Genomic DNA, 11908 nt, shown 5'->3' with positions numbered 1-11908 from the left:
ATTGCATCAGTGAAATATCACTACAATATCTGAGATGTTTTTGAAGCAAAAATAAAAGCCATGTATGAGGGTGCGTTGCACAAAACGAGGGCGACTGAGTCGATGGCCAAACCTGCTGCAAAAGCGGCCGCTGCGAAAAAGCCGGCTGTCAACAAGCTTGCCGCCGGCAAGGCCGCTGCAAGCAAGGCGGCTGCGAAGACGGCCGCCACGAAGCCAGCGCCTACCCCGGCGCGCACACCGTTCGCGGCCCGAGGGACGTCAGCGCGCGTGGCCAAGCCGCTGAACCAGGCCGAGATAGCCTACGAGCGCCTGAAGTGCGCCATTGTCACGCTGGCGATCGCCCCCAACACCCCGTTGAACGAAGCCATCATCTGCGAGGAGCTCGGGCTTGGACGAACCCCGGTCCATCAGGCCTGCCATCGCCTCGCCCTCGAGGGCCTGGTGCAGATCGTGCCGCGCAAGGGCCTCCTGGTACCGCCGCTGTCGATGGATGATTTCTTCGATCTGGTCGGCGCCCGCCGCGTCAACGAGCCGGCGTGCGCGGCGCTCGCCGCCGAACGTATGACCGAGGGGGAACTCGAGGAGCTCGCCGGCATTGTTACGAAGAGCCGGCATATTGCGCGGGAGGATCTCGCCGGGCTGATCTCCCTGGATCAGCGTTTCCACGAAATCATCGCCACCGCATCGCGAAACCGGGTATTTTCAAGCTTCATGAAGAACCTCAACGACCGCTCCGCGAGGTTCTGGGCTCTGTCGTTGAGCAGCGACAGCCATCGTGCCGAAACCATCGAGGAACATGGCCGGATCGTCGATGCCTTGCGACAGCGTGACCCGGAGCTTGCGGCCCAGGCGATGCGCGATCACATCGATTCATTCGCCCGGACCTTCAGCCAGCTTGCTTAAACAAAAAATGCTGCAGAGCGAAAAGACCGGCGATGCCGATTTCGCTCAAAAACTGCCTCAAATCCGCGCAAATCGCCATGCGAAATCGGCGAAACTGACCATCATCTTACTGAAATCGATTAGAAATATTGTGAGAGTCGCCAAGCCAGTATAACGTTCTTCCAAAGACAATAAGACATCCGAGGATACGTCATGTGCACGCTCTTTTCCCATCAGGCGCAACGTGACTACGCGTTCCAGACGCGCTCATTGCGCATCGGCGGCCAATGTACGTCGATCCGGTTGGAGATGTCGTTCTGGGACACGCTGGAAGAGATCGCCAGCCGGGAGGGCATGAGCCTCGCAAAATTCCTGACCAAGCTTCACAACGAGGTCCTGGAACTGCATGGCGAGGTCAACAACTTCGCCTCGCTGCTGCGCTGCTCCTGCCTGATCTACCGCTCAAGCAGCCTGGAAAACCTGCCGCCGGGTCTGCATCGCCCGGACCCCGTGATCATCGCCGCGGAATAGACGCCGGGACGACGCAATCCGCGCATCACACCTGTCGCGCGACGTCCGAGAGGGCGTCCGGCGCATGAGTATGGTTGCGTCGTGCAGAGCGTAAAAGCGCGGGCAACGCACCCACATCGCGCATCTCTCGGGAAGACGATCCCGCACAAGCTGCTGGAAATATTTGTGACGGCCTCCGAGGCAGTATATCGTTTAGAAAAGATATAAAGACTCGGAGGATACGTTCATGTGCAAGGTGTTCGCTCACCAGCCGCAGCGCGACTATGAATCCCAAACCCGATCCATCCGGATCGGCCGCCATGCGACCTCCATCCGTCTGGAGCTGTCGTTCTGGGACACGCTGGAGGAAATGGCAGCCAAGGAAGGCTTGAGCCTCGCGAAATTCCTCAGCGCGCTCTATGACGAAGTGCTCGAACACCACGGCGAGGTCAATAATTTCGCCTCGCTGCTGCGCTGTTCCTGCGTGATCTATCGCTCCAACACGCCCGCGATTTTGCCGCCGGAGTTTCGCGACGGTGCGAAGCCTGCGCTGGTGGCGGCGGAGTAAATCCAAGCGAGTTGTCAGTCAGTAGCCCGGATGAGCGGAGCGACATCCGGGTCAAGTGCGCAATCAGTTCCCGGATATCGCTCCGCTCATCCGGGCTACACTCGCGTCAAATTTCCTTCTTCTGCATCGCACCGGCGATGTGATCGGCCTGGCGAATCGCCAGTGCGACAATGGTCAGCGTCGGATTGCACGCAGCCCCGCTGGTGAACTGGCTGCCGTCGGAGACGAACAGATTCTTGACGTCGTGCGCCTGCCCGAACTTGTTGACCACGCCGTCGCGCGCCTTCGCACTCATGCGATTGGTGCCCATGTTGTGGGTCGACGGGTAAGGCGTGGTCGGATAGGTGACCGTCGCCCCGATCGCTTCATAGACCGCCGACCCCTGCCTGTAGGCATGATCGCGCATCGCGATATCGTTGGGATGATCGTCGTAATGCACGCTGGCGACCGGCAGGCCGAACTTGTCCTTGGCTTTCGGATCGAGCGTAATGCGATTGGTCTCCTGCGGCATGTCCTCGCCCACCAGCCACATCCCGGCCATCCGCGGATAGGTCTCCATCGCGCTGGTGAAGCTGCGACCCCAGGCGCCGGGATTGAGGAACGCGGCCATGAACGGCAGTCCCAGCGACAGCGTTTCCATCTCATAGCCGCCCATGAAGCCGCGGGACGGATCATGTTTGGCTTCATCGCGGATGATGCCGGCCATGGTGGTGCCACGATACATGTGCACCGACTTCTCGAATGATGCATAGACGCTGCCGGTCATGTGCCGCATGTAGTTGCGGCCGACCTGGCCGGAGCTGTTGGCAAGGCCGTCGGAAAACATGTTCGACGCACTGTTGAGCAACAGCCGCGGGCTTTCGATCGAGTTGCCGGCCACCGCCACGATGCGCGCCTTCTGCCGCTGGGTCTTGCCGGCTTCGTCCGCATAGATCACGGCGGTCACCTTGCCGGCCGCGTCATGCTCGATCTTCAGCGCCATGCTGTTGGGGCGAACTTCGAGATTGCCGGTCGCCTCGCCTTTCGGAATTTCCGTATAGAGCGTCGACCACTTGGCGCCGGACTTGCAGCCCTGGAAGCAGAAGCCGATCTGCTGGCATGCGCCGCGGCCGTCGCGCGGCTCGGAGTTGATTGCCATGTGGCCGGTGTGCACCTCCTTGTAGCCGAGCTTCTTGGCGCCCGCTTCCATCACCTTGAAGTTGTTATTGCCCGGCAACCCCGGAATGTTGTTGGTGCGGGTGACGCCCATCTTGTTCTCGGCCTTGGCGTACCAGGGATCCATCTCCGCGAGCGTGATCGGCCAGTCGAGCAGATTGGCGCCGGGCACATTGCCGTAGGCGCTACGGATTCGGAATTCGTGCTCGTCGAACCGCAGCGACGCGCCGGCCCAGTGCACGGTGGATCCGCCGACCGACTTCACGATCCAGGCCGGCAGGTTGGCGAAGTCCTTCGCCACGCGCCAGTTGCCGGAGGTGGTGCGCATGTCGGTCCAGGCGAGTTGCGTAAAGCTCTCCCACTCGTTGTTGATGAAGTCCTGGTTTTCCGTGCGCGGTCCCGCTTCGAGAATCACGACCTTGACGCCCTTCTGCGCCAGTTCATTGCCGAGCGTGCCGCCGCCGGCGCCGGAGCCGACAATGATCACCACGCCATCGTCGTTGAGATCGAATTTCGCCATGATGTCCTCCCAGCTGATTTTTTGCTCGACGTCTTGCCGCTCAACACAGCGTGCGAACGCGCTCAGACCTTCGGCAGCCAGTCGATGTCGTTGAAGCCGCGTTTGATGTAACCACCATGCTCGGCGGACGAGCCCTCGTAGCCGAACTTCGGCCACACCTCCTCCTGGTTGTAGAGCGAGACCACGAGATCGGAGCGCAGCGTCTTGAAGAAGGTGGTCTGTTCGATGCCCTGCAGCAGCACCACACGATCGGCCTCCCACGGCACCTGCGCATAAGCGAGTTTGTGCTTATCCCTGGCGTCCTGATCGAGCCGGCGCACGCCGTCCTCCAGCAGGCTCTTGACCGCCGGATCCTTTGCCGCCTTGCCATCCCACGGCTTGATCGCGGTGATGTAATAGCTGTCGACCAGGAAGTCGTGCGGATAGATGTCCCGCGCCACCTTCACCAGCGTCTTCAACGTCGCCGGCGACAATGTCGTGGCATCCGCCGCCCAGGCTTCGTCAAGGCTGAGGCACGCACCGGTCGCGACCGCGACCACCGGGACCGCGCTCGCGGCACCCTGCAGAAATATTCGGCGGCTGTACTTGCTGCGACGATCGACTTCTCTCATGGGTGTCCTCCGTTGCATGCTTATTTGTTTGGTTCAGTCGTCAGCCGAAGCGCCCGCCCTTCTGGATCACTTCGATCTTGTAGCCATCGGGATCCGCAACGAAAAAGAAGCGGGCCAGTGTCTTGCCGTCATGCTTGAAGTCGCGCAGCGGCCCTGGTGCGAGTTTCTCCCGTTCAAAGCGCGCATGCTCGGTGTCGAGGTCGTCGACCACCACGGCGAGATGGCCGTAACCATCGCCGAGCACATACGGCTCCTTGCGATCGAAATTGACCGTGAGCTCCAGTTCGAACGGCGACGACGGATGGCGCAGATAGATCAGCGCAAAATCAGGAAACGCGATGCGCTCGGCGATCTGCAGCCCAAATGCGCGGGCATAGAAATCGAGCGCCTTCGCCTCGTCGTGGACACGAATCATGGAGTGGACGGGCTTGGCCATCAGTTGAGGTCCTTCAGATAGGTGATGATGGCGGCGCGGACCTCGGGTTTGGCCTGTCGATAAGCCATGATCGCACCGGGAATCACCGCCTGCGGATTGGCCAACCAGGCATCGAGCTTGCCGTCATCCCAGGCGAAGCCGACTTTGGAAAAGCCAGGCGAATAGTGAAAGCCTTCGACCGTCCCGGCCTGGCGGCCGACGATCTTCACCAGCGGCGGGCCCTGCCGCTGTGCATCGCTGAGATTGGTGGTGTGGCAGGTGGCGCACTGCTGCTTGAACAGAACAGCGCCATCAGGCGGCTTGGCTGTTGGCAATGCCATTTGCGCAACGGCGATATCGACGGCCAGCAGTGCGCCGCAACATCCCAACCCGATCGACAGCGCGCGCCGTGTTCCCATCATCACCCACCGTGGAAGTGGGATGACGTTAGGTCTGCGTCGCCGGGCGGTGGTAGTAGCCGGCTATTTTACGCAACCGGCCGATTAATCCCTGCTTCTAATACAGGCCGCCGGTGCCAGGGCGGATGATGGCACGATCGGCGTCGGGCGACATTTGCAGGGTTCGTCCGTCGCTATCGGTGACGCCGATCGCCGCATAATTATCCGAGGGCGCCGTCCCGGGCTTGAAGGCCTCCAGGATGGCCTTGTCGCCGGGACCAGCCCGCATGCCGCTCTTGGAATCGACGCGGATCAGCCTGATCCCCGCAGGAACGTGAAACGGAATCGCGGGCTTGCCGGCCAGCGCCAGCTTCATGAAATCCTTGGCGATCGGAGCCGCTGTCCGGCCGGCTTGCGCGTTTCTGCCCAGACTGCGGGGCTTGTCATAGCCGAGATAGAGACCGATCACGAGATCCGGCGAGAAGCCGACGAACCAAAGATCTTTTGCATCGTTGGTGGTGCCGGTCTTGCCGGCGATCGGCTTGCCCACTTCCCGCATCACCGTCGCCGTTCCGCCTTGCACCACGCCTTCCATCATCGAGGTGATCTGATAGGCCGTCATCGGGTCCAGCACCTGCTCGCGGCGGTCCACGAGTTGCGGCTCAGACTGGTTCTTCCAGCCGTCCGGCGCGTCGCAGCCGCGGCACTCGCGGGAATCATGCTTGAAGATGGTGCGGCCATAACGGTCCTGAATGCGATCGATCAAGGTCGCCTTTACGCGGCGCCCGCCATTGGCCATCATCGAGTAGGCCGTGACCATGCGCATCACCGTGGTTTCGCCGGTGCCGAGCGCATAGGACAGATAATTGGGCAGTTCGTCATAGATGCCGAACCGCTTGGCATACTCCGCAATCAATGGAATGCCGGTATCCTGCGCCAGGCGCACTGTGACGGTGTTCAGGGAATGTTTCAGCGCGTTGCGCAGCGTCGTCGGCCCCTGATACTTGCCGGTCGAGAAGTTCTCCGGCCGCCAGACGTCCGAACCTTGTCCCTGATCGATCTCGATCGGCGCGTCCATCAGCACCGTCGATGGCGTATAGCCGTTGTCCATCGCCGCCGAATAGACGATCGGTTTGAATGTCGAACCGGGCTGCCGATAAGCCTGGGTGGCGCGGTTGAACTGGCTCTGGTCGAAGGAGAAGCCTCCGACCATCGCTAGCACGCGGCCGGTCGAAGGGTCCATCGCGACCATGGCGCCGGCGATTTCAGGAACCTGACGCAGGCGGTACTGTCCCTCGACCACATTGCCATCCTTGGACAGCAGCGGATCGACATAGATGACGTCGCCGGGCGACAGCACCTGGATCAGCGAGGTCGGCGCCTTGCCGCGCGTCGCCCCTGAAACCGGGCGCGCCCATCTCACGCCGTCGAGCGTGATCAGTCCGGTCTGCCGCTCCTTCGACACGGCGCCGCCGAGCTCACGTCCCGGCTGGAAGCCGATCCGCGCCGACTGGTCGCTGGTCTCCAGCACCACCGCCATGCGCCACGGCGAAATGTCACTGAGCGACTTCACGTCCGCAAGCTTCGGGCCCCAGTCGCCGGAGATGTCGAGCTTGCTGGTCGCGCCGCGCCAGCCCTGCGCTTCGTCGTAATTGACAAGCCCGGCCGCCATGGTCTTGCGCGCCATCACCTGGAGCTTGGGATCGAGCGTCGCGCGGACCGACAGGCCGCCCTCATAGAGCTTCTTTTCGCCGTACCGCTCGAACACGTCCCGCCGGACTTCCTCGGCGAAATATTCCCCGGCAAAAATGTGCGCGGCATTGGAGCGGCTGGTGACGGCCAGCGGGTCCTTGCGGGCCTTGTCGGCCTCCGCCTGCTTGATCCAGCCGTTTTCCAAGAGACGGTCGATCACATAGTTGCGGCGCTCGATGGCGCGATCGCGATTGCGCACCGGATGCAGGTTCGATGGTGCTTTCGGCAGGGCCGCGAGATAAGCGGCCTCCGCGACGGTCAGATCGTTGACGGATTTGTCGAAATAGACCAGCGAGGCGGCGGCGATGCCGTAGGCATTGAGGCCGAGAAAAATCTCGTTGAGATAAAGTTCGAGGATCCTGTCCTTGGAATAGGCGCGCTCGATGCGCATCGCCAGCAGCGCTTCCTTGATCTTGCGGGTGAACGACACCTCGTTGGTCAGAAGGAAATTCTTGGCAACCTGCTGGGTGATGGTCGAGGCGCCCTGCGGGCGCCGGTTCGAGCCCAGGTTCTGAACATAAAGCACCACCGCACGCGCGAGGCCCGTGAAGTCGAGGCCGCCGTGCTCATAGAAATTCTTGTCTTCGGCGGCGAGGAACGCGTTGATCACCGGCTTGGGGATCGCCTGGATCGGCAGATACAGCCGGCGCTCCTTGGAATATTCCGCAAGCAGCGACCCGTCGGCCGCATGGATGCGGGTCATGACCGGCGGTTCATAGTTCTGGAGCTGGGAATAGTCCGGCAGGTCCTTCGAATACTGCCAGATCATCGCGGCCGCGCCAGCGACGCCGACCAGGAAAACGATCGTTCCGGCCGCAAACAGGAAGCCGAACAATCGCAGCAAAAGTCGCATAATCTAAGCCCCGGGGTGCAATGCTTTGAGATCAATACCGAAAGTCGTTATTATGCCAAAATGCAACGGAAATGCGACCTCCTGACCCAAGATCTGGATCAGGGGGCAGCCCGGGGCGTTTTGGAGCGATCTGCCCCTATTCCCCCTCGCGCAGCCGGCGCCACACCGCGCCGAGCACGTTGGAATAATCGTCGGTCCAGACCCGCTGGTGGTCTTCCGGCTCGGTCAGCGCCCAGGTGCTGTTGGCGGCGAGCGTACCGACATCCGCCTCCTCGCGCGCCGAGATCACCACATTGGTGGAGAAGATGTATTCGTTGTCGCGGCCGGAATCCTCATTGAAGACCCAGCTCTTCATGTCGTTCTCGTCGGCGATGCCGACCACCACGCTGGCGAGTTCCAGATGCCGGTTGGAGACATGCATCACCACCGCGCCCTGCGGCGCGAGTTTCTGCTTGTAGATCGCCATCGCCTCCTCGGTCGCCAGATGAATCGGGATGGCATCGGAGGAATAGGCATCGACAATGATCAGGTCATAGATGCCGTCCGGCTGCTTGGCGAAGGTCAGCCGTGCATCGCCCATCACCGGCTGTAGATCCGGCATGCACGACTGGATGAAGGTAAAGTGCTTGGGGTCGCGTGCGGTGTCGACCATGGTCTGGTCGATCTCGAAGAACGTCCAGTTCTCGCCCGGCTGCGCCGCGCAAGTGAGTGACCCCGAACCGAGCCCGATCACCGCCACCCGGATCGGGCCACCCTTGCGCACGCGGATCGCCTCGATTGCCTGTCCGATGCCGCCATCCTTGTGATAGTAGGAGATCGGTTCGGGACGGCCGGTGACGGGCGTTCCGTCGTCGTTGAGGAATTTCTCGGCGCCGTGGATGGTCGTGCCGTGCATCAGCACGTGATACTGGCCGTTGGGGGTCTCGACGATCTTGTGCACGCCGAAGAAGCTGCGCACGGTTTCGACCCGCCCTTCGTCCGCCGGATAGATGCGGATCACCACCACGGCAAGCGCCACCATCGCCGCAACCTTCCAGCGGCTGGCCTGCAACCCCACCGCAAGCAGCACGCAGATCACCGCCAAAACCGCGGCAAGGGTGATACGGTTGTCTATGAGCGAGGTGGTTATCGTGCCGCTCTGGTAGGCCAGCACGACCAGGGCGACCGCAGCGCCGACAATGACGGCCCAGATCCGGCCGCTCCAGTTCGGCCAGCGTTCGTCCTCCGGCGGCCGACACAGCGCTGTCAGCACCAGCAGGATCGGATATTCCGCCACCCATGAGAAGGTGAACGGGGCCACGAGGCCCGCGAACAATCCGCCGATCATGCCACCGAATGACAGCGCGACATAGAACCCCGTGAGATAACGCGCCGGCGGACGGGTGCGGGCGAGTTCGCCATGACAGGCCATGGCGATGATGAAGAAGCACAGCTGATGCCCGCCCAGCGTCAGCAGCAGGTTCTGCTCGCCGCCGACGGCGAGCAGCACGATGACACCGGCAATCGCCAGCGGCTGCAGCATCAGCATCCAGGCATGCGGCAACAGGGGGCGCGACTGGAACACCAGCACCCAGGTCAGCAGATACAGCGACAGCGGCAGCACCCAGAGCAATGGAGCGGCGGCGACGTCGGTCGAGATGTGCACCGTCACCGCGATCAGCAGACCCGACGGCACGGCGGCGAGAAAGATCCAGCGCAACCGCGGCGACCATGACGGCGACGGTGCATCGGTATCGGCCGCGATGTCTGTCACGGCCACCTCAGGTGATCGCCACAGCAGCAAGCCGCAGCCGGCGATCAGAACGATCAGCAGGCCATACCCGCCGGTCCACACCAGGTTCTGCGTGCGCAGGGTGAACATCGGCTCCAGCAGCACCGGATAGGACAACAGCGCCAGGAAACTGCCGATATTGGACGAGGCGTAAAGAAAATACGGGTCGGGCCCGTCCGGATGCCCGGTGCGCACGAACCAGGCCTGCAGCATCGGGTTGTTGGCCGCGAGCGCGAAGAACGGCAGGCCGATCGACACCACGAACAGCCCGAGCAGCCAGATCGCATAACCGCTCGAGGGTGGAGTGCCCCAACCACTTGCGATCGACAGCGGCAAGGTGAGCAGCGCCACCACCAGCAGCACCAGATGCACCACGACGGGAATCATCCGGTTGCGGATGGTCATGAGAAAGTGCGCATAGGCATAGCCAGCCAGCAGCAGCGACTGGAAGAACACCATCGCCACCGACCACACTGCCGGCGAGCCACCGAGCCGCGGCAGCACCATCTTGGTAAACAGCGGCTGCACCGAAAACAACAGCAGTGCGCTGACGAAAATAGCCGACGTGTAGACGATCAAAACCAGTGAATTGCGCCCGGCGGAGTGCGGGGTCGGGACGGGCGGCTCAGGCGGGGTCATGAAGGCTCCGGCAAATCAATCCGGCGGGCACCGGAGGCGGCGGATTGGACCACAGCCGATCTTGCAGGGCAACACGGCGGGCCGCGATCTGACCGGCACGTGATCTGCGGTTGATCTGTCGTCACGCCAAGTGAAAAATCTCTCGCCTGCCGACCACGCGGGAACTATGACTTGAACATGTCGGATTACGATGTCGTCATCATCGGCGCGGGCCACAATGGCCTGACCTGTGCGGCCTACTGCGCGATGGCTGGCCTGCGCGTCAAGGTGGTGGAACGGCGCAAGGTGGTGGGCGGCGCCGCCGTGACCGAGGAATTCCATCCCGGCTTTCGCAACTCGGTGGCCGCCTACACCGTCAGCCTCTTGAACCCCAAAGTCATCACCGACCTGCGGCTGCATCATCACGGCCTGCGCATCGTCGAGCGCCGTGCGCAGAACTTCCTGCCCGCCCCCGACGGCCGCTACCTGCTGACCGGCGACGGGCGCACCCATCAGTCGGTCGCGAAACTCAGCGAGCATGACGCCGCCCGGATCGCGGCCTTCACCGGCGAACTCGAAACCATCGCCGACGTGCTCAGGCAATTCGTGCTGCGCTCACCGCCGAACCTGGTCGAAGGCCTCAGCATCGGTGCGTTCGGTGAGGCGCTCAACGCGCTCGGCACCGCCAACATCCTGCGCGGGCTTACCCTGGAGCACAAGCGCGTGCTGCTGGACCTGTTCACCCGCTCCGCGGGCGACATGCTCGACGACTGGTTCGACAACGACCTGGTCAAGGCGCTGTTCGGCTTCGACGCCATCGTCGGCAATTACGCCAGCCCCTATGCCGCGGGCTCCGCCTACGTGATGCTGCATCATGCTTTCGGCGAGGTGAACGGGCGCAAGGGTGTGTGGGGCCATGCCATCGGCGGCATGGGCGCGATCACCCAGGCGATGGCGTCGGCCGCCCGCGCCCACGGTGTCGAGATCGCGTGTGACACCGGCGTGCGCGAGGTCATCGTCGAGAACGACCGCGCCGTCGGCGTCACACTCGACAATGGCGAGACCATCCGCGCGACGTATGTGGCCGCCAACGTCAATCCCAAACTGCTCTATACCCGCCTTGTCCCTGCCGACGCGCTGTCGCCCGCATTTCTCAATCGTATCGGGGTATGGCGCAACGGCTCCGGCACGTTCCGGATGAACGTCGCACTCTCGGCGCTGCCGTCGTTCAAGGCGCTGCCGGGCACGGGCGATCACCTCACCGCCGGGATCATCATCGCGCCAAGCCTCGGCTATATGGATCGGGCGTGGCTCGATGCACGCCAGCACGGCTGGAGCCGCGAACCGGTGGTGGAAATGCTGATCCCCTCCACCCTCGACGACACGCTGGCACCGAAGGGCGCCCATGTCGCGAGCCTGTTCTGCCAGCATGTGGCCCCGCAACTGCCCGACGGCACGTCATGGGACGAGCATCGGGACACGGTCGCCGACCTGATGATCGCGACCGTCGACCGCCATGCGCCCGGGTTTGCCCGCAGCGTCATTGAACGCCAGGTGCTGACGCCGCTCGATCTCGAGCGCGAGTTCGGTCTGCTCGGCGGCGACATCTTCCACGGCGCGCTGACACTCAACCAGCTGTTCTCGGCGCGCCCCATGCTCGGCCATGCCGACTATCGGGGACCACTCAAGGGTCTCTATCATTGTGGCGCCGGCGCGCATCCCGGCGGCGGTGTCACCGGTGCGCCCGGCCACAACGCCGCGCGCGCGATCCTAAGGGATCATCGCAGGCTGTTCGTGCGCTCGTAACGCCATCAGCCGCGATCCAAAGTCCAGTCGGCGGCCTTCAGATCCTGGT

General features: G+C 62.7%; 10 protein-coding genes. 4 read left to right on the top strand and 6 right to left on the bottom strand.

Annotated elements, in window-relative coordinates; genetic code table 11:
* Positions 1-102 precede the first annotated feature (102 nt).
* The 3 genes from RS897_RS19275 (at position 103) to RS897_RS19265 (ending at position 1960) form a co-directional block, all read left to right on the top strand.
* Positions 103-903, top strand: coding sequence for a GntR family transcriptional regulator (locus RS897_RS19275; protein ID WP_315838091.1), 801 nt, complete (start codon positions 103-105; stop codon positions 901-903).
* A gap of 192 nt (positions 904-1095) precedes the next feature.
* Complete coding sequence (locus RS897_RS19270) at positions 1096-1413, top strand: ribbon-helix-helix domain-containing protein (protein ID WP_315838090.1); 318 nt, start codon at positions 1096-1098, stop codon at positions 1411-1413.
* Positions 1414-1639: 226 nt separating this feature from the next.
* Positions 1640-1960, top strand: coding sequence for a ribbon-helix-helix domain-containing protein (locus RS897_RS19265; protein WP_315838089.1), 321 nt, complete (start codon positions 1640-1642; stop codon positions 1958-1960).
* A gap of 106 nt (positions 1961-2066) precedes the next feature.
* Here RS897_RS19265 and RS897_RS19260 read toward each other — a convergent pair whose 3' ends face one another.
* The 6 genes from RS897_RS19260 to RS897_RS19235 all read right to left on the bottom strand — a co-directional run bounded on the left by RS897_RS19260 (position 2067) and on the right by RS897_RS19235 (position 10074).
* Positions 2067-3635, bottom strand: a complete 1569-nt coding sequence (locus RS897_RS19260) for a GMC family oxidoreductase (protein ID WP_315838088.1) — start codon at positions 3633-3635, stop codon at positions 2067-2069.
* A 62-nt stretch (positions 3636-3697) separates the two neighbouring features.
* Positions 3698-4246, bottom strand: a complete 549-nt coding sequence (locus RS897_RS19255) for a gluconate 2-dehydrogenase subunit 3 family protein (RefSeq protein WP_315838087.1) — start codon at positions 4244-4246, stop codon at positions 3698-3700.
* A 40-nt stretch (positions 4247-4286) separates the two neighbouring features.
* The gene (locus RS897_RS19250; RefSeq protein ID WP_315838086.1) at positions 4287-4682 is read right to left on the bottom strand and encodes a VOC family protein; all 396 of its coding nucleotides are present in this window, start codon (positions 4680-4682) and stop codon (positions 4287-4289) included.
* Positions 4682-5002, bottom strand: a complete 321-nt coding sequence (locus RS897_RS19245; protein WP_315838691.1) for a c-type cytochrome — start codon at positions 5000-5002, stop codon at positions 4682-4684. Before RS897_RS19245 ends, RS897_RS19250 begins: the two co-directional genes overlap by 1 nt.
* A 175-nt stretch (positions 5003-5177) precedes the next feature.
* Positions 5178-7664 carry a penicillin-binding protein 1A gene (locus RS897_RS19240; protein ID WP_315838085.1) on the bottom strand — a complete coding sequence of 829 codons (2487 nt, stop codon included), beginning with the start codon at positions 7662-7664 and terminating at the stop codon, positions 5178-5180.
* A 136-nt stretch (positions 7665-7800) separates the two neighbouring features.
* Positions 7801-10074, bottom strand: a complete 2274-nt coding sequence (locus RS897_RS19235; RefSeq protein ID WP_315838084.1) for a spermidine synthase — start codon at positions 10072-10074, stop codon at positions 7801-7803.
* 177 nt (positions 10075-10251) lie between these two features.
* Here RS897_RS19235 and RS897_RS19230 point away from each other — a divergent pair, with 177 nt between their 5' ends.
* Positions 10252-11859 (top strand): phytoene desaturase family protein, encoded by a 1608-nt coding sequence (locus RS897_RS19230; protein WP_315838083.1) that lies wholly within the window; start codon positions 10252-10254, stop codon positions 11857-11859.
* Positions 11860-11908: the final 49 nt, after the last annotated feature.

Origin of the sequence: Bradyrhizobium prioriisuperbiae (assembly GCF_032397745.1) — a bacterium.
Classification (GTDB): domain Bacteria; phylum Pseudomonadota; class Alphaproteobacteria; order Rhizobiales; family Xanthobacteraceae; genus Bradyrhizobium_A; species Bradyrhizobium_A prioriisuperbiae.
This window is presented reverse-complemented; position numbering and strand designations above follow the sequence as displayed.